At 55.9% G+C, this 18,252-nt stretch carries 16 protein-coding genes; 5 read left to right on the forward strand and 11 right to left on the reverse strand.

Annotation, left to right across the window (positions count from 1 at the left end; all coding sequences use genetic code 11):
• A partial coding sequence (locus ACWB12_RS12665) for a hybrid sensor histidine kinase/response regulator (protein WP_479530452.1) occupies positions 1-1,488 on the forward strand: 1,488 nt, incomplete at its 5' end.
• A gap of 122 nt (positions 1,489-1,610) precedes the next feature.
• Entirely contained in the window at positions 1,611-2,231 is a 621-nt protein-coding gene (locus ACWB12_RS12670; protein WP_479530453.1) for a nitroreductase family protein, read from the forward strand.
• 3 nt (positions 2,232-2,234) lie between these two features.
• On the opposite strand, the gene ACWB12_RS12675 is transcribed toward ACWB12_RS12670, so the two are convergent.
• The 4 genes from ACWB12_RS12675 to bcoG all read right to left on the reverse strand — a co-directional run bounded on the left by ACWB12_RS12675 (position 2,235) and on the right by bcoG (position 7,244).
• Positions 2,235-3,020 (reverse strand): carnitinyl-CoA dehydratase, encoded by a 786-nt coding sequence (locus ACWB12_RS12675; protein WP_479530454.1) that lies wholly within the window; start codon positions 3,018-3,020, stop codon positions 2,235-2,237.
• Positions 3,013-5,055, reverse strand: a complete 2,043-nt coding sequence (locus ACWB12_RS12680; protein ID WP_479530455.1) for an acetate--CoA ligase family protein — start codon at positions 5,053-5,055, stop codon at positions 3,013-3,015. Before ACWB12_RS12680 ends, ACWB12_RS12675 begins: the two co-directional genes overlap by 8 nt.
• Positions 5,056-5,168: 113 nt before the next feature.
• A complete protein-coding gene (locus ACWB12_RS12685; protein ID WP_479530456.1) occupies positions 5,169-6,329 on the reverse strand; it encodes an acyl-CoA dehydrogenase family protein in 1,161 nt (386 codons plus the stop codon).
• A gap of 3 nt (positions 6,330-6,332) precedes the next feature.
• Positions 6,333-7,244, reverse strand: coding sequence for a 3-dehydrocarnitine:acetyl-CoA trimethylamine transferase BcoG (gene bcoG, locus ACWB12_RS12690; protein ID WP_479530457.1), 912 nt, complete (start codon positions 7,242-7,244; stop codon positions 6,333-6,335).
• 53 nt (positions 7,245-7,297) lie between these two features.
• On the opposite strand from bcoG, the gene ACWB12_RS12695 reads away from it, so the two are divergent.
• On the forward strand, positions 7,298-8,278 hold the full coding sequence (locus tag ACWB12_RS12695) for a GlxA family transcriptional regulator (RefSeq protein WP_479530458.1): 981 nt from the start codon (positions 7,298-7,300) through the stop codon (positions 8,276-8,278).
• Positions 8,279-8,468: 190 nt separating this feature from the next.
• Positions 8,469-9,176, forward strand: coding sequence for a TylF/MycF/NovP-related O-methyltransferase (locus tag ACWB12_RS12700; protein WP_479530459.1), 708 nt, complete (start codon positions 8,469-8,471; stop codon positions 9,174-9,176).
• A gap of 128 nt (positions 9,177-9,304) precedes the next feature.
• On the opposite strand, the gene ACWB12_RS12705 is transcribed toward ACWB12_RS12700, so the two are convergent.
• The 7 genes from ACWB12_RS12705 to ACWB12_RS12735 form a co-directional block, all read right to left on the reverse strand.
• Entirely contained in the window at positions 9,305-10,450 is a 1,146-nt protein-coding gene (locus ACWB12_RS12705; protein WP_479530460.1) for an iron-containing alcohol dehydrogenase, read from the reverse strand.
• A 4-nt stretch (positions 10,451-10,454) separates the two neighbouring features.
• Entirely contained in the window at positions 10,455-11,837 is a 1,383-nt protein-coding gene (locus ACWB12_RS12710; protein ID WP_479530461.1) for an aldehyde dehydrogenase family protein, read from the reverse strand.
• A 1-nt stretch (position 11,838) separates the two neighbouring features.
• The gene (locus ACWB12_RS12715) at positions 11,839-13,200 is read right to left on the reverse strand and encodes a glutamine synthetase family protein (protein WP_479530462.1); all 1,362 of its coding nucleotides are present in this window, start codon (positions 13,198-13,200) and stop codon (positions 11,839-11,841) included.
• Between the two features lie 67 nt (positions 13,201-13,267).
• Entirely contained in the window at positions 13,268-14,311 is a 1,044-nt protein-coding gene (locus tag ACWB12_RS12720) for a twin-arginine translocation signal domain-containing protein (protein WP_479530463.1), read from the reverse strand.
• Between the two features lie 69 nt (positions 14,312-14,380).
• The gene (locus ACWB12_RS12725) at positions 14,381-15,886 is read right to left on the reverse strand and encodes a TRAP transporter large permease (RefSeq protein WP_479530464.1); all 1,506 of its coding nucleotides are present in this window, start codon (positions 15,884-15,886) and stop codon (positions 14,381-14,383) included.
• Positions 15,886-16,395, reverse strand: a complete 510-nt coding sequence (locus tag ACWB12_RS12730) for a TRAP transporter small permease subunit (RefSeq protein WP_479530465.1) — start codon at positions 16,393-16,395, stop codon at positions 15,886-15,888. The genes ACWB12_RS12725 and ACWB12_RS12730 overlap by 1 nt, the downstream gene beginning before the upstream one ends.
• Entirely contained in the window at positions 16,383-17,174 is a 792-nt protein-coding gene (locus ACWB12_RS12735; protein WP_479530466.1) for an N-formylglutamate amidohydrolase, read from the reverse strand. The genes ACWB12_RS12730 and ACWB12_RS12735 overlap by 13 nt, the downstream gene beginning before the upstream one ends.
• 136 nt (positions 17,175-17,310) lie before the next feature.
• Here ACWB12_RS12735 and ACWB12_RS12740 point away from each other — a divergent pair, with 136 nt between their 5' ends.
• Positions 17,311-18,180, forward strand: coding sequence for a MurR/RpiR family transcriptional regulator (locus ACWB12_RS12740; RefSeq protein WP_479530467.1), 870 nt, complete (start codon positions 17,311-17,313; stop codon positions 18,178-18,180).
• The last annotated feature ends 72 nt before the right edge of the window (positions 18,181-18,252 follow it).

The following is an 18,252-nucleotide window of genomic DNA, read 5'->3' on the forward strand; positions in this document are numbered from 1 at the left end:
GTGCAGCAAAGTCCGGCCTCGATCATGATCACGGACACGCGCGGCAAGATCGAGTTTGCCAACCGCAAACTGCTGGAAATGACCGGATATTCCGAAGATGAACTGGTCGGGAAATCACCGAGCATCCTGAAATCCGGCCATACACCGGAAGCGGCCTACAAGGACATCTGGAAGCGCCTTAGCCAAGGCATTCCATGGCACGGGATTTTCAAAAACCTGCGAAAGGATGGCAGCCATTACTGGGCAAAAACCAGCCTGCTGCCGCTGCTGAATGAACAAGGTGAAACCACAAATTACATTGGTGTGGGCGAAGACATCACCGAGAAACGCCATGTGGATGAACAGATCGCGCAGGTGCAAAAGATGGAGGCGGTGGGTATTCTTGCCGGCTCAATCGCGCATGATTTCAACAATGTGCTGATGACAATTATCGGCAATACAGAGCTGATAAAACTCGAGGCCGATGATCTGGGTGCGCCTGAAGAGTTGCAACACTCGATTGAACACATCGAAATTGCCTCGCGTCGGGCCCGCGCCCTGATCCAGCAACTGCTGACGTTCGCCCGCCAACAGCCGGGACGGGCGCGACGTCTGGAGCTGCATGGCGCAATTGAAGAGGCACTGGAACTGATCCGCGTTTCCACCCCGCCATCTGTCAAGATCAGCTTCAAATCAAAGGTGAAGCGAACTGCTACCGAAATTGACCCAACGGCGTTTTTCCAGATTGTGATGAACCTGTGTCACAATGCGGTAGAGGCGATTGGCGATAGGGGCGGTGAAATTGAACTGCGTCTTAGCCGGATCAGGAAGGGTGGTAAGAACGGCCTGAAACCCCTTCCCAAAGGCACAATAGGAACCATCAAACTGGAGATTGATGACAACGGTCCGGGAATTCCTGCAGCTATCCAGCAAAAGGTGTTCGAGCCGTTCTTTTCCACCAAGCCGGTTGGTAAAGGCACCGGACTTGGCCTTGCAATTGTTCGCAACTGGGTTGAGGAATCCGATGGTCAGGTTCTGCTGGACAGCAGCCCACAAACCGGCAGCTGTTTTACGATCCTGTTGCCTGAATATAAGGTGGTTGATAGCAAAGCAGAACAACAGGACCGCGTCCCCAGAGGGCATGAACATATCCTGCTGGTCGATGACGAAGAAGAGCTGCTTTATACCATCCGTCGAATGATGGCGCGGCTGGGATATCGGGTCGAGGCCTTTTCGGATCCGACCCTTGCCCTGCATGCGTTTCGCGCCAACCCGCAAGGCTATGATGCAATTGTTAGCGATATGATGATGCCAGGGATGAGTGGCGTGGACCTGATCGAAGCGGTGCATGAAATCCGCAGCGACTTACCTGCGATGATGATCAGTAGTTATATGTTGGAGGGATCGCTTCCCGACGGGTTTGATGATGTTGTGAAGGTGCAAAAGCCGGTTAATATGGCCGGTCTCGCCGAGTCAATGCGCCTTGCGCTTGATCCAAAGCAAGGCTGATCTGTTACAAGAATTTACAATGTGAAATGTAATGTAACGGATATTAAATCCTGCTGAAACATCACGGGGCTATCTATTATGTGCGCGGCTTGGCCGCGTCATTTGGAATGAGGGGAAATGGCATGAACACGGTGGTGCGTAAATTTACAGAAGTTCCGGTCGTTTCATCTGAAAGCGATGTGATCAAGGCGATCCTGTCGCGCCATTCTGTGTCGCCAAAACGCGTGGTGGCCCCGGGGCCGGATGTGGAGCAGATACTCGAGTTGATGTCAGCCGCGGCTGCCGCCCCTGACCACGGAAAATTACGGCCATGGCGGTTTATTAATTTTCCCGAAAACAGCCGTGGCCAGTTGGCAGATGTGTTTCAGGCCGCGTTGCTGGAACGCATGCCGGACGCGGGTGCCGATGCGCTGTCTCGTGCCCGCGAAAAAGCCAGCCGCGCCCCTGTTGTTCTGGGGCTGGTGCTGCGTCTGGACCATGAAATCGGCATTCCGCATGTGGATGACCAACTGGTATCCGGTGGGGCTGCGTTGCAAAACGTCTTGCTGGCCGCACACGCGATGGGCTTTGGTGCCCGCGCCTTAAGCGGCCAAGCCGTTCGCACAACGGCATTCCGCACGGCCCTGAGTATCGCCGATGATGAGATTTTCCTGTGCTTTATCGCCATCGGAACCCCGACATCGGCGCCCAGACGCAACGCACGTCCGGCACCTGAAGCTCTGCTCACACAGTGGACGGGATAGCCGCTATTTGCCCTTCCAGACCGGATCACGCTTTTCGGCAAAGGCCCGTGCGCCCTCTAGCTGATCGTTAGATGAATAGAGCGCTTTGACCGTCGGGAATTTACTGCCGGTGATCATATCCAGCGCCTCCTGAAATTTCATATTCTCGGCTTCTCGCACAACTTCCTTGATCGCGGCCTGCACCAGTGGCGGGCCGTCAGCCAGTTCTGCGGCCAAGGCGTGGGCCTTGCCCATCAGCATATCCGCCGCATAAATGTGGTTCACAAACCCCCATTTATGCGCTTCCTCCACGTCCAGCCAGCGCCCTGTCAGCAGCATATCCATCGCCACGTGATAGGGAATGCGTTTGGGCAGTTTCAACGAGGCCGCGTCAGCAATGGTGCCGGACCGGATTTCGGGCAACGCGAAACTGGCGTGATCCGCCGCTAGGATCAAATCACACGACAGCGCCAGTTCCAATCCGCCACCGCAAGCAATGCCATTCACCGCCGCAATCACCACCTTGTTCATATTAGGCAGTTCCTGCAAGCCGCCAAATCCGCCAATGCCGTAATCGCCATCGACCGCATCACCATCGGCGGCGGCTTTCAAATCCCAGCCGGGGCAAAAGAACTTGCCACCCGCGCCGGTCAGGATCGCCACCCGCAAGTCGGGGTCGTCGCGAAAATCGGCAAACACTTGCCCCATAATCCGGCTGGTGGCCAGATCAATCGCGTTGGCTTTGGGTCGATCCAGAGTGATTTCCAGCACCTTGCCGACAATGCGGGTTTTGATTGGGGTTTCAGTCATTAATCTCTCCTATCAGGATCAGGGCATCTGCGGCGATGGCGCGGTCGGGCAGGCACATGAGCGGGTTCACTTCGACCTCGGCAATGGCCCCTTGGTTTTCGATCACATAATCCTGCACCGCGCACACCGCGTCAACGATGGCATCGATATTGGCAGCCGGAGCGCCGCGATAACCATGCAGAAGTTTGGCGACTTTCAGACTGTTGAGGGCGGCCTTTATCTCGGCTGCCGTTGTGGGGATCAGCAGAGACGCGCTATCCTCAAGCAGTTCGGTCAGGGTGCCGCCAGCCCCGATGGTCAGCACATAGCCGTGGGCTTCGTCCAGCACCACACCGATGAGCAATTCGCAGACCGCACCGGTGATCATTTCCTCTAGCAGGAAGCTGTCGCAGGGCATGGCGGCTGCGGCGGCTGTCACTTGGGCCGCGTCCATCAGGTTTAGCGCAACCGCGCCCGCTTCGGTCTTATGGGCAATGTTTTCACCCTTGAGCACCAGAGGAAAACCAATGGCGTTGGCGGCTTTGCTCAGCTGGTTTGTGCTGGCTTGGGTAGAACGCGGAACCGATAACCCGTGTTTGGCAAGGACTGCCTTTGCGTTCGCCTCGCTTAGGGGTTTCATCTGATGGGGCGGGCGGGGCAGCATAATGGGGGATGCGGCGGTGGTCACGCGCCCACATTCGGCCCCGACACGGGCCGCCACCAGCGCCTCAAGCAGCCCGCATAGGGGGATGATGCCTGCCTTGGTCAATTGCTGCGCGACGTATTCGGGCATATTTTCGGGTAAAGAGGCGGCGATGGCCATGGGAAGGTTGTAGCGCTGTTTGGTTTCAATGATTGCGCAAGTCGCACTGTCCCAGTCTGATGCGTCACACATATCCGCGCGGGGGAAATCCGACACCAGAATGCCGAGGGCCAGCGACGGGTCCATCATGGCGGTGAACGCATTGCTCATCGCGTCTGTGTCGGCCCAGATATAGGTGTGGTAATCCAGCGGATTAGCCAGTTTCACCTTCGGCCCCAAGGCGCTGCGTAAGTTCTTTTCCTGTGTGCTGTTGAGCGCAGGAAAGGTGACACCAGTCGAGAGAGCAAGATCGGCCATCAAGCTGGCCTCGCCGCCGGAACAGGACATCGAGGCGATGTTGTTCGAGGGTAGCGGGCCGGATATGTGCAGCAATTTCAAGGCTTCGATGAATTCGGGCAGGGTATCGACCTGCGGGATACCAAGGCGGCGCAGCAAGGCGCGCGCACCAGCGTTGCTTCCGGCCAGCGAGGCCGTGTGGGAAATGGTGGCGGCGCGGGCCTGACCGGAGGTGCCGACCTTCAGCGCGATGACGGGTTTGCCGAGTGTTGCGGCCTGTTGGCTCAGCGCTTCAAGGGCGCGAATGTCGCCCACGCCCTCGATATGCAGACCCAAGGCGGTGACGCGGGGATCATTCAGCAACTCGGCCCCAATTTCGGCCAGACCGATTTGGGCCTGATTGCCTGCCGTCACGATGTATGCCAGCGGCAACGCGCGGCGCTGCATGGTGATGTTGATGGCAATGTTGGACGACTGGGTGATGATCGCCACACCGCTACTGGCCTTGGTGGCCCCGTGCTGATCCGGCCACAACAGGGCCCCATCAAGCGCGTTGATAAAACCATAGCAATTGGGGCCGATGATTGGCATGTCACCGGCGGCGGCCAGCAGTTGGGCCTGCAAATCCGCGCCCTCGCTGACCTCGCTGATGGCCTCTCGAAAGCCGGAAGCAAAACAAACCGCACCGCCCCCCCCCTGCTTTGACAGCGCTTTGACGGCCTCAACTGTGGCGCGGCTGTTGATGCCGATGAAACTGGCATCGGGGGCGGCCGGCAGGGTTTCAATGGACGTGAAGGCGGGGATGCTGGTGATCGTGGGCTTTGACGGGTGAACCGGCCAGATCGGGCCCGTAAAGCCGAATTTTCGCGCTTGGGTGATGGTGTTTTCACACCACGACCCACCGCCAATGACGGCAATGGATTTTGGCCGTAGAAGCCTATCAAGGTCGCGCTTCAATGGTTGGCCCCGGTGGGGGTGGTGAGGGCGGATGCCTCCGGCGGGGATATTTGGGCGAAAAAGAAACCAAATTTTAATAAAATTGTATCGGGTTTTGGGAGGGGCATTAGGGGCTATGCTCCCAATGGGCGTAGTAGGTCGCGGCTGATGATGTGGCGCTGGATTTCAGAGGTGCCGTCCCAGATACGTTCCACCCGCGCATCGCGCCAGAAGCGCTCAATCGGGAAATCATCCATCAAGCCCATGCCACCGAAGATTTGCAATGTGGTATCAGTAACGCGGGCCAGCATTTCGCTGGCGTATAGTTTGGCACTGGAGATTTCGCGGTTGGCGGGCAGGCCTTGGTCAAGACGCCATGCGGCGGCAAGGGTCAACCAGTCGGCGGCGTCTATTTCGGTGATCATATCGGCGATCTGAAAGCTAATGCCTTGGAACTTGCCAATCGGCTGGCCGAATTGTTCACGTTCAGCAGCAAAATTCAGCGCCAAATCAAAGCAGCGCCGCGCGCGGCCCACGGCCATAGTGGCGACCGTGATGCGGGTGGCGTAGAGCCATTCGTTCATCACTTTAAGCCCGCCATCGACCTCGCCCAGCACTTGGGCATCCGCAAGGCGGCAATCATCAAATTCGAGGATCATGTTTTTGTAGCCGCGGTGGCTGACTGATTTGTACCCATCGCGGATGGTGAACCCCGGCGTGCCGCGATCGACCAGAAATGTGGTGATGCGTTTTTTGAGGCCGCGCGGGGTTTCGTCCTGCCCAGTCGCCACAAAAACGATGATGAAATCGGCGTGATCCGCGCCTGAAATGAAGTGTTTGGTGCCGTTCAGCACCCAGTCGCCGCCATCGCGCACAGCGGAACATTTCATGCCGCGCACATCTGATCCGGCGGCCGGTTCGGTCATCGCCAATGCGTCCATCCGCTTGCCACGCACGGCAGGCAGCAGGTAGCGTTCGATTTGGTCGCCCTGACAGGCCATCAGGATGTTTTGCGGGCGACCAAAGAAGTGGGTCAGCGCCATTGAACCACGGCCAAGTTCACGTTCAACCAGTGCGAATTCAAGGTGGGATAGGCCGGCCCCGCCAACGGATTCGGGGAAATTGCAGGCGTAAAATCCCAGATCAATGGTCTTTTGCTTTATGGCGGCGGAGACATCAGTGGGGACTTCACCCGTGCGCTCGACCGCGTCTTCATGCGGATAAATCTCGTGCTCTACAAAGCTGCGCACGGTGGAAACGATCATTTCCTGCTCGTTAGTCAGGCCAAAATCCATGATCTACCCCTGTGGCGTCTGTTTGGTCAGCCCAAGCTTTTCGCGCACTTCATCCGGTCCCATGATCCGCGCGCCCATCGCCTCGACAATCACCCGCGCGCGGGCAACCAGCGCCTCGTTGGTGGCGAGTTCGCCTTTGGCCAGCCACAGGTTATCTTCAAGCCCGACGCGCACGTTTCCTCCGGCCAGAACGGCCGCGGCAACGTATGCCATTTCATTGCGGCCAATGGAAAAGGCGGACCAGTTCCAATCGTCAGGCACGTTGTTAACCATCGCCATGAAGGTGTTCAGATCATCGGGAGCGCCCCACGGGACGCCCATGCACAGCTGCACCAAGGCGGGCGAATCCAGCACCCCGTCGGCGACCAGTTGTTTGGCCAGCCACAGATGGCCGGTGTCGAAGGCCTCGATCTCGGGCTTTACGCCGAACCCTGTCATCATCCGGCCCATTTCGGCCAGCATGCCAGGCGTGTTGGTCATCACATAATCGGCCTCGGCAAAATTCATTGTGCCACAATCCAGCGTGCAGATTTCGGGGCGGCACTCGTCGATGTGAGCGACGCGCTCGGCCGCGCTGACCATATCTGTGCCCTCAATCAGTGGCAGAGGCGCGTCCGGTTTGCCAAAAACCATGTCGCCGCCCATGCCAGCCGTCAGGTTCAGCACCACGTCGACGTCCGAGGCGCGGATCAGGTCGGTGACCTCGCGGTATAGTTTGGGATCACGCGATGGCACGCCGGTTTTTGGGTCGCGCACATGGCAATGCACCACGGCGGCACCGGCACGCGCGGCGGTAATGGCGCTGTCGGCGATCTGCTGAGGCGAGCGCGGCACATGCGGGCTGCGATCCTGGGTGCTGCCGGAACCTGTGATCGCACAGGTGATGAAAACGTCTTGGTTCATTTGCAGGGGCATCGCGCATCTTTCAAAATTTGTTTTGTTATCCAAGGGTAGGGGAGTTGATTTCTATGACCATGCAGTATTGCATAGAAATCATGCGAAGTTGGCGAAAATCAGGTGCAAAGCCGCAAAGGATCGGCATTTTGCTGTTCGAGAGGTTCTCGAACCATTGCCTTGCAAATGCGCTCGAGCCTTTGCGGGCGGCCAATATGTTGTTGGGTAGGGTCGCGTACCAATGGAGTTTTATGTCGCTAGATGGCGGGGCGGTGCAGTCTTCTAGCGGGTTGCCGGTGGCGGCTGAAATGGCGTTATCGCAATCGGGTGCTGGGGATGCTTTGTTCCTGATCCCGAGCTATGAATATCAGGAATTTGTGAACCCGTCCGTATTGCGATCCTTGCGCAGTGCAGCACAGCGTTACGATGTGCTGGCGGGGTTGGATATGGGCGGCTGGCTGTTGGCAGCGGCGGGGTTGCTTGAAGGATATCAGGCGACGGTTCATTGGGACGAGGCCGATAATTTCCAAGAGGCATTTCCCGATGTCGATGTGACGCGGGCGCGGGTGGTTATGGACCGTGATCGCTGGTCATGTGGCGGGGCGATGACGGCGTTTGAAATGGTGTTGCGGATGATTGGCGACACCCACGGAGAGTCATTGCGAACCGAGGTTGCAGCGCTGTTCATGCAAGGTGGGTCAGAGCAGTGGGGGCATTGTGCGCACCCTGTGGCGGGGAAGGTTTCTGCTGCATTGGAAATCATGCGGGAAAACATAGAAGAGCCATTGCGGATGCTAGAGATCGCCAAGGGATTGGAGATCAGCCAGCGCAAGCTGGAGCGGTTGTTTCTGGCCGAAATGGGTGCGGGACCGCAAAAGGTTTACCGGCGGATGCGATTGCAGGCAGCACGGCGTTTGGTTGAACAGACAGGGCTGACGATTGTCGAGATTGCCATTCGGTGCGGTTACCGCGATCCAAGTGCGATGACCCGCGCCTTTGGCGAGGAATTCGGGGTGTCGCCGCGCGAGGTTCGCACAATGGGGGTTAGGTTCTGACTGGGCGATCAAAGCAACCACATTTTCGGGTGTAAGGCGCAGATCGCCAGCCTTTACCACCTTCATACAGACGATGTTTTTTATGTGGGAATTTGGGGCAAGGTTAACGTGGCATTCACTGTTTTGTTGCATTGCTAGGCTCAGGATGTGCGTGATGGCGCGTTCTAGGGTAATAGCGAACGGATTCAGTATGGGTAAAATCGATAAAACAATGGAAATTGACGCGCTGGCCAGTGATCGCGCGTGGGATTGGGAAAACGGCTATTTCTGGTTTTCGCACCCGTCAAGGATTAACAAGTTTCTGGCCCATTACGAGTTGTATCAGATGATCCTGAACCTGCCCGGGGATGTGTTTGAAATGGGCGTGTTCAAGGCGGGCTCGATGATCCGCTGGGCCACCTTTCGCCAACTGCTGGAAAACAGCTACTCGCGCCGGATTGTCGGATTTGATACCTTTGGAAAGTTTCCGACCAAGGGGGTCGAGCTGGACGTTGATCAGGATTATGTCGAAGCATTCGTATCGCGGGCTGGTGACGGGTTAAGCCGCACGCAGGTAGATGAAATTTTCAAACGTAAAGGGTTTGAAAATTTCGAGCTGTTGGAGGGAAATGTCAGTGATACGCTGCCGCATTTTGTAATGAACAACCCCGCTTGCCGGATTGCGCTGCTGCATCTGGATTTGAACGTGAAAGAGCCAACCGAATTTGCGCTTGAGGCGTTGTATGACCGCGTTGTGCCGGGTGGGTTGATCGTGATTGATGACTACACATCTGTGGTGGGCGCAACCGAAGCGATTGATGATCTGGTGGCCGATAAGGGGCTGGAAATTGAAAAGCTGTCGTTCCATTCGGTGCCAGCGTTCATTCGAAAGCCAAAGCCGGATTTTGAAGAGTTGTAAGTGGTATTGGGGCGGGATAAACACCCGCCCCGTTTTATTTATAGCGCTTTGCACTTAACGTGAGGCAATGAGTATCGGAATTTGCCCACACTTGGGGTGAATTCTGATTCTGGTAAATGCAATTTTCTTTAGATAATCGCCTCGAACAGGGCTTTGGTGTTCGCAGTGGTCATTTCAACTGGATTACCGCCGGTGCTTGGATCTTTCAGCGCCATTTCCACCAATTCGTCCAGACGGTCTGTGCCAACGCCCATTTCCGACAGTTTATGCGGGATTTTCATGGAATCGTTGAACTCCTGAACAAAATCGCAGAACCCGTTAAAGCCGCCTTTGATGCCAAGATAGGCTGCAACACCATCAAACCGGTCCGCAATCACTGGCGCGTTCATTTGCAGAACAGCAGGCATACAGACAGCATTGGTGGTGCCGTGATGCGTGTTATAAACCGCACCAATAGGGTGCGACAGCGCATGGATAGCGCCCAGACCTTTTTGGAAGGCGGTTGCGCCCATGGCGGCGGCCGACATCATATGCGCGCGGGCTTCGATATCTGTGCCATCGGCATAGGCGCGGGGCAGATAATCCTTGACCAGGCGCATGCCCTCCAGTGCGATGCCTTGGGACATCGGATGGTAATGCGGGCTGGAATAGGCCTCGACGCAATGGGCAAAGGCATCCAGTCCGGTTCCCGCTGTAAAGAATTGTGGCATGCCAACGGTCAGTTCGGGATCACAAATCACGATGGATGGCAGCACCTTGGGGTGGAAAATGATCTTTTTCACGTGGGTGACGCTATCCGTGATCACCGAAGCACGCCCCACTTCCGAGCCTGTGCCCGCCGTGGTTGGCACCGCGATGATTGGCGCGATCACGTCAGGGTTGGCGCGGGTCCACCAATCGCCGACATCCTCGAAATCCCAAATGGGTCTGGTTTGGCCAGATTGAAACGCAATCATTTTGCCCAGATCAAGGGCTGATCCGCCACCGAATGCAATCACACCATCATGGCCACCCGACCGAAACGCAATGATGCCTGCATCCAGATTTTTCTCGGTCGGGTTGGCATCGACTTCAGAAAACATCGCGCGGCCAAGGCCCGCGGCTTCCAGTAAATCCAGCGTGTAGGTGGTGATATCAAGCGCCGCCAACCCCTTGTCGGTGACCAAAAGCGGGCGTCCAATACCCGCCGCAGCACAAGCGTCAGCGATTTCGGCAATGCGGCCAGCGCCAAAGCGCATGGTGGTCGGGTAGGACCAGTTATTAGCTAATTCCATGATATTAAACCTTTTTCAGGTGGTAAGATTTGGGACGTGTCAGGTTGTGATAGCCAATGACAGACAATCCCCCGCCACGCCCAGTGTTTTTACATCCGGTCCAGCACAGGCCCGGGTCCAGATAATCGGCACGGTTCATGAAAACGGTGCCGGTTTCGATTTGCTGGCCGATGGTTTCGGCGCGTGCGATGTCATTGGTCCACAAGGATGCCGTCAGGCCAAACTCGCTGTCGTTCATCAGCGCGATGGCTTCGGCGTCGTCTTTGACCTTCATGATGCCGACAACAGGTCCGAAACTTTCGTCCCGCATCACCCGCATGGAATGATCCACATCGACCAGAATCTGCGGCATCAGATAGGCGCCACCATCATCTTCGGGGAACAACGCCTCGTCAATCAACGGGGTTGCGCCATCGGCAATCGCCTCGCTCACCTGATCGCGGACTTCCTGCGCAAAACGCACATGCGCCATCGGGCCAAGGGTGGTTTCCTCGTCCATCGGATTGCCCAGCTTATAGCCAGAAACAATCGCCACGGCCTTTTGCACAAAAGCGTCAAATAGGCTCTCGACCACGTAAATCCGCTCGATCCCGCAACAGCATTGGCCTGAATTAAACATCGCGCCATCGATTAATGTGTCGACCGCCATGTCCAGATTGGCGTCTTCCATCACGTAACCCGGATCTTTGCCGCCCAGCTCCAGCCCGACACCGGTAAAGGTGCCAGCCGCGGCCTGTTCCATCGCCTTGCCACCACCGACTGATCCGGTGAAATTGACAAAGCCGAATGATTTGGCTGCGATCAGATCGGACGTGGTGTCATGGCCCAAAAAGGCGTTCTGGAACACATCGACAGGAATACCGACCGCGGCAAAAGCCTCGGCCAAACGCTCGCCGACCAGCGGGGTTTGGCTGGCGTGTTTCAACATCACGGCATTGCCTGCAATCAGGGCGGGCGCGACCGTGTTGATCGCGGTCATATAGGGGTAATTCCATGGGGCAACCACCAGAACAACGCCGTGCGCTTCGCGGGCGATGTAGCGTTTGAAATTCTCGCTATCCTCGATCACGATCGGGGCCAATGCATCGGTCGCAATGTCGGCCATGTAACTTGCACGCTCGTTAAAGCCGCCAAATTCGCCGCCATACCGGATGGGCCGGCCCATTTGCTGCGCCAGTTCGGGCACGATCACGTCGTTCATTTCGCCGATGCGGGCCACCCCGTCCATCACCAGCTTGATGCGTTCAGCCAGCGGGCGGGCGGCCCATTCTTTTTGGGCGCTCGTTGCGCGGGCAACGGCGGCGGTGGCTTGCTCCATTGTCAGCAATGGACGTTCCGCCACGATTGATCCATCAATCGGCGAGATACATTTCAGTGTTTTGGTCATGTTAGGCTCTTTCAAATCCACGGGCGATTTCATAGTCGGTGACGACTTTGTCGAACTCTTCTTGTTCCCAGGTTGCAGCGCGGGTGTAATGGTCAACCACGTCGTCGCCAAGGGCTTTGCGCAACATTTTTGATGCCTTTAGGGCATTCCCAGCGTCACGCAAATTGGCAGGGATATTATCGACGGTTTTTGCAGCATAAGCGTCACCTGTCAGGGGGGCGCCCAGCTCCAGTTTTTCCTCGACTCCGGCCAAACCAGCCGCCAGTTGTACGGCCATCGCAAGGTAGGGATTCATGTCGGAGCCACCGATGCGGCATTCCACCCGCACCTCTTTGGTGCCTTCGCCACACAGCCGGAAACCGGCGGTGCGATTGTCGACAGACCATGCGGTGCCGGTGGGGGCGAAGGTGCCCTTTTGGAACCGTTTGTAGCTGTTGATGTAGGGGGCCAGAAAATAGGTGTAGTCGGGGGCATATTTGATCATGCCCGCGACATAGCTGCGCATCAGATCGGACATACCGTGCGGTTTGTCACCGTCATAAAACAGCGAAGTGCCGTCTTTCCATAGCGACTGATGCACATGGGATGAACTGCCCACACGGTCCGCGTGCCATTTGGGCAGGAAGGTTACGGCGTGGCCCGCACCCCATGCAATTTCCTTGATTGCGTGTTTGGCGATGGTGTGGTTGTCGGCGCAATCCAGTGGTGCGCCGTATTTGATGTTCAGCTCTTCCTGTCCCGCCTCGGCCTCGCCTTTGGTGCCTTCAATCGGAATGCCCGCCTCAAGCAACAGATTGCGGATCGGGCGCATGATGTGCTCTTCTTTGGTGGTCTGCAGGATGTGGTAATCTTCATTATAGGCGCTGATCGGTTCAAGGTTTTGAAACCCGTCAGCGCGGATTTCGTCAAACGTTTTGGCGAACAGGAAAAACTCCAGTTCAGTCGCCATCATTGCGTCCATGCCCATATCGGCAAGACGCGCAATCTGGCGTTTCAACACAGCACGTGGCGAATGGGTAATATCAGCCCCGTGGTGATCCAGCACATCGCACAGCACCATCGCGGTGCCTTCCAGCCACGGCATCGGGCGGATCGTATCCAGATCGGGCTTCATCACATAATCGCCATATCCGCTCTCCCAACTGGTGCTGGCGTATCCTTCGGGGGTGGCCATTTCCAGATCGGTGGCCAGCAGGTAATTGCAGCAATGGGTTTCTTCCCACGCGCTATCCACGAAATACTGCGCCACCATGCGTTTGCCCATCAATCGGCCCTGCATATCGACCATCACGGTCAGAACTGTATCAATGCTGCCATCGGCAACCTGTTTTTTTAGCGCATCAAAAGATAGGGGGGCTGTCATGGGGGGCTCACTTTTCATCAAGATGGGTGCCCCGTAACAGGGCACCCAAGAGTTGTTTTTGTCAAGATTAGCCGCGATATGGCGTGCCGGCTTTTTCCATGACTTGGGTATATTCCTTGAAGATGTCGATTACCTTGGATGCACGCGGAGAGCGTGAGGCCAATTCGTCCCAGAAACCTTCGGCGTCTGCAATGACGGTATCCCACTCTTCTTTTGGAATGGTGGTATGTTCCAGTTTGCCGCCATTGACGCGCAGGTTGGCTTCGCCACCCCAATACCAGACCTGACGGTAGTAATGCGACTGGTCAATCGTGGAACGATACAGCTGTTGCAGATGCGGTGGCACTTTGGCCCAGCTTTCCGAGTTCACAAAGTAGGAGCCACACCATGCGCCGGTGACGTTGTTCAGCAGGGCGTAGTTACAGATGTCGGCCCAGCCAACTTCGTAGGCTTCAGTAAAGCCACACCATGCCACCCCGTCCAACTCGCCGGTTTGCATGGCGACTTCTACGTCTTCCCACGGAACCGTCACTGGGATCAGGCCATAACGCGACAGGAAGCGGCCAGCGGTTGGCACGCCAAACACGCGCAATCCGGCCATGTCGGCCAGCGAGCGGATTGGTTTGTCCACTGTAAAGATATGCAGCGGATCCCACGCACCTGCAGACAGCCAAGTGACGTTTTCAACTTCGCCATAGGCTTCGGCCCAGATTTCATTCAGGCCATAGCGTTCAAACAGGACCGGCAAATCAAGGCTGAATTTGGATGAAAAGGGGAAGTAACCGCCAAAATCCGAGATATCGACGGGCGAGGCCATTGTGGCATCATCCGACTGCACCGCGTCCAGCGTCCCGTTCTGCATGGCGCGGAACAATTCGTCCGTGGGCACCAGTTGGTCAGCGTAATACAGTTCGATCTCCATCTCGCCGTTGGCTGCCGCGTTGAATTGTTCAATTTGCGGCTTGATCACATGGGCACCAAGCGGTGCACCGGAATAGGTTTGCAAACGCCATTTGATCGGGGCTTGCGCCTTGATCTGGCTGGGCGCGGCAAGCGCAGCAGCTGCTGCGCCGACACCGGCTGTGGTTATAAACTTACGTCTGGTAGTCATGATATCCTCCTTGGTTGGTTTTCTTCTGTTTAACAGGGGTTCTGCCCCTCTATCCCTTTTGTCAGGGTCTTATCTTCCAGGTTTCAAGTGCTCCGGTAGCCAAAGGGCAATTTCGGGAAAGACCATGATTATGGCCAGTGCGGCCACCATGATCAGCACAAACGGAATGATCGACACATAAATATCGTGGATCGATATTTCTTTCGGTGCCATCGCCCGCATCAAAAATAGGTTATATCCAAACGGCGGGGTCATATAGGCGATCTGTGTGGTGATGGTGTAGAGAACACCATACCAGATCAAATCAAATCCCAACACGTCTACAAGAGGCACATACAGTGGTGCCACGATAACCAGCATGGCTGTGTCGTCCAGAAAGGTGCCCATAACCAGAAATGACAGCTGCATGATAATCAGGATGGTCCATGGGTTCAGGCCCAGTTGATCACGGAACAACCCGTCAATCGCCCGTACAGCCCCCAGCCCGTCAAACACCGCACCAAAGCCAAGGGCGGCGACAACGATCAGCATGAACATGCAGGAAATCGCCAGCGTGTTGCGCACGGATTCCTCGAACACACGGCGCGTCATACGCCCCTTTAGAACCGCTGCGCCAAAGGCCGTCATAGCCCCTACAGCCGAGCTTTCTACAAGACTGGTCCAGCCGTTTATGAAGGGAACCATCATCGAGAAAAAGATCACCAGCGGCAACATGCCAGAAAACAGCAGGCGGTTTTTTTCCTTTAGGAAAATGTCGTAAAACGTGGCTGATTTATTTCTGAAGACGGCAAACAGAACAAACGCTCCAAGGGCGATCAGGGCCGCTGTGTTGAACGGTATGATACCGGTCATAGACGAGAGCAGTAAAACGGCAAGCCCTGCCATCACGAAATAATTGATCCGGATGGGGTGTTCCGAAATTTCTTCAAACTCGATCAGCTCTTCCTTGTTAAGGGCAGGACCAAGGCTGGGCGTTATTTTGCAGCGAAAATAGATATAGATGGTGAACATCGTGGCCATCATTAGGCCCGGAAGGATACCGGCCATCCACAGTTTGGAAACCGGTGCCCGCGCGATCATCGCATACAATACCAGCACCACCGAAGGCGGCACTAGAATGCCAAGGGATGATCCGGCCTGAATAACCCCCGTGACCATCCTTTTGTCATACCCTCGTCGCAACAGCTCTGGCAGCGCAATGGTGGCCCCAATGGCCATACCGGCCACAGACAGCCCGTTCATTGCAGAAATCAGCACCATCAAACCAATTGTCCCAATGGCAAGCCCGCCGCTGACCGACCCCATCCAGACATGGAACATCTTGTACAGATCATCGGCGATTTTACTTTCCGAGAGCACATAGCCCATGAAGATAAACATCGGCAGGGTCAGCATCGGATACCATTTCATCACCTTCATCGCAGCAGAAAACGGAATGTCGGACCCGCCCGTCCCCCACAGGGTAATCGCAGCAATGGCAGCAATCCCTCCGATCGCCCCAAAGACGCGTTGCCCTGTTAGTAGGGCCAGCATCATAGATGCGAACATGAAAATTGCGATATATTCTTGCGACATTAGAGATGCTCTCCTCTGAGTGTAGCGATATCTTTGATAAGCTCAGAGAGGGCTTGCATCAGCATCATAAAGATGCCGGTGCACATGATTGCCTTGATCGGCCAGATGGCAGGACGCCACATAGAGGCAGAGTGTTGATTGTATTTAATGGAATAGAGCATCGAATCGACACCCCCATACAACATGACCCCTAGATAGAAGATCAGCAGCAGCACGGTGAAGCAGTCGATCCATGCTTTTTTGCGATCCGACCATTCGCTGTAAAACAGATCCATCCGCACATTAGCGCCCAACTGGATCGAATATGCGCCACCCAGCAGGTAATAAGCTACCAGCGTGAATTGCGCGACTTCCAACGTCCAGAACGGCGGAATCAGAAATGCCTGTTTAGCAAAAATTGAGTACATCAACACCGCGATCAGGAAAAAGATTGAATACATCATGATGCGCCCGACAAAATAGTTGATCCGGTCAACAATGCGAACAAATGATTTGGCTACGCGTGGCATTGGGCCTCCGTTTGACGGGTCAGGGTAGCAAGGGCGTCATTGATTAGACTGGCCATCGTTTTGGCCATCGCCAGTTGTGTGGTTTCATCAGCAATCAGATCATTGCGCACTTCGATCATCACATTCAGCAACCCGCTTGGCAGGGCATGTAGCTTCAACGTATGCGTTACGCCGTCGGCCGGTCCATAGGGCGCGTTGCGCTGGGTGTTCAATTTTGTGTGTGCGGGTGCAAGGCCCAGAATCGCATCTGCCAGCCGTGTATCACTGTCGTGCAGAATGCCTATTTCAACCGCGCGGGATTTCCCCATATAGTCAGGGGTAAAGCTGTGGATGGTGACCAGAACCGACGGGATTGGCGACGCGGCGATTGTTTCGGCCAACAAGGTGCGGAACGGCTCGTACACCTTCGCCACGCGGTCGGATTTTTGTGCATCATTCAGCCCGATATTACCGGGAATGTCGAACAACTCGCTGCGCTCGGGCATCGCGCCTGCGGCTTCGGGCGGGCGGTTACAATCGTAAACCAGCCGCGACACGGTGCTGGCCACTAGGCGGGCGTCCATGATCCGGCTCATGTGGGTCGCCACAGCCAGCGCACCCGGGTCCCACGCGACATGGCTGATGCGGGCGGATGGGGCCAGCCCAAGGTGATCCAGATGGGCGGGGATATGGTTCGAGGCATGCTCGCACACCAGCAGAACCGGCGCGGTGCCTGTTTCATTCAGCACCACTGCAGCGGGGACATTCCCCGAATTTTCTGGATGTTCTGTGCGCCCCATATCCCCCCGAGTCGCTATGAATTGATTTTTGAAGAGAATTCTTCATAATGGGCCGATCTGTCAATATATTTTCTTAAGAAAATGCGCAAACAAGTGTTAATAGGTAAGAATTACCATGGAAGGGGGGATGTTTTTTATGGCAAGCAACAAAACTGTAGCAGAACGTTTGCGATCATCGTCTGACAGCCTGACCCGCGCCGAGCGGCAATTATCAGATTTGATACTGGAGAATTATCCGGTATCGGGATTGGGTACGATCACCACGGTTGCCAAGGCTGCGCAGGTTTCAACGCCAACGGCCGCGCGGATGGTGCAAAAGCTGGGATATAAAGGGTTTCCCGAATTTCAGGCGGCGCTGCGCCGTGAACTGGATGCCAAAATTTCCGGCCCGATTGCCAAGCATGATAAATGGAGCGAGCGTGCGCCGGAGGGTCATATCCTGAACCGGTTTGCCGAAGCGATCAACAGCAACATCCGCCAAACACTGGCGCAAATTGATGCAGAGGACTTTGACCAGAGCTGTGCGATACTGGCCGACCCCGAGCGTGCAATTTATATTGTCGGCGGGCGCGTCACCCGTTCGCTGGCGGATTATTTTTTCCTGCATATGCAGCTGATCCGCCCGAATGTGACCCATATCCAGTCTATTTCAAATGCCTGGCCGCATTATTTGCTGGATATAAAAAAGGGCGACGTGCTGGTTGTGTTTGATGTGCGCCGCTACGAGAATTCGACGTTGAAGCTGGCCGAAATGGTACATGATGCGGGGGCGGAAGTTATTCTTTTTACCGACCAGTGGCGCTCGCCGGTTGATCGGTATGCCAACCGCACGTTCCTGAGCCGGATTGTTGCGCCCTCGGCGTGGGATTCACTGGTGGCGCCGATGATCTTACTGGAAACGATGATTGCCGAGGTGCAGGAAAAAACATGGGGCGAAACCCGTCCGCGTCTGGAGGCGCTGGAGAAGATTTTTGATCGCACACGGTTTTTCCGCAAGTTTACCTGAGGGATTGCGCCACGCTAGGCGTGTCGCCGCAAACGCTTTCCCCCTGCCGGGTAAAGCGATGCCTGCGGCGAG

The organism is Profundibacter sp. (genome assembly GCF_056498605.1).

Coding starts and splice junctions, on each gene's coding strand:
- ACWB12_RS12670 (WP_479530453.1), top strand. CDS start 1,611: ATGAACACGGTGGTGCGTAAATTTACAGAAGTTCCGGTCGTTTCATCT.
- ACWB12_RS12675 (WP_479530454.1), bottom strand. CDS start 3,020: ATGACTGAAACCCCAATCAAAACCCGCATTGTCGGCAAGGTGCTGGAA.
- ACWB12_RS12685 (WP_479530456.1), bottom strand. CDS start 6,329: ATGGATTTTGGCCTGACTAACGAGCAGGAAATGATCGTTTCCACCGTG.
- bcoG (WP_479530457.1), bottom strand. CDS start 7,244: ATGCCCCTGCAAATGAACCAAGACGTTTTCATCACCTGTGCGATCACA.
- ACWB12_RS12695 (WP_479530458.1), top strand. CDS start 7,298: ATGACCATGCAGTATTGCATAGAAATCATGCGAAGTTGGCGAAAATCA.
- ACWB12_RS12700 (WP_479530459.1), top strand. CDS start 8,469: ATGGGTAAAATCGATAAAACAATGGAAATTGACGCGCTGGCCAGTGAT.
- ACWB12_RS12705 (WP_479530460.1), bottom strand. CDS start 10,450: ATGGAATTAGCTAATAACTGGTCCTACCCGACCACCATGCGCTTTGGC.
- ACWB12_RS12710 (WP_479530461.1), bottom strand. CDS start 11,837: ATGACCAAAACACTGAAATGTATCTCGCCGATTGATGGATCAATCGTG.
- ACWB12_RS12715 (WP_479530462.1), bottom strand. CDS start 13,200: ATGACAGCCCCCCTATCTTTTGATGCGCTAAAAAAACAGGTTGCCGAT.
- ACWB12_RS12720 (WP_479530463.1), bottom strand. CDS start 14,311: ATGACTACCAGACGTAAGTTTATAACCACAGCCGGTGTCGGCGCAGCA.
- ACWB12_RS12725 (WP_479530464.1), bottom strand. CDS start 15,886: ATGTCGCAAGAATATATCGCAATTTTCATGTTCGCATCTATGATGCTG.
- ACWB12_RS12730 (WP_479530465.1), bottom strand. CDS start 16,395: ATGCCACGCGTAGCCAAATCATTTGTTCGCATTGTTGACCGGATCAAC.
- ACWB12_RS12735 (WP_479530466.1), bottom strand. CDS start 17,174: ATGGGGCGCACAGAACATCCAGAAAATTCGGGGAATGTCCCCGCTGCA.
- ACWB12_RS12740 (WP_479530467.1), top strand. CDS start 17,311: ATGGCAAGCAACAAAACTGTAGCAGAACGTTTGCGATCATCGTCTGAC.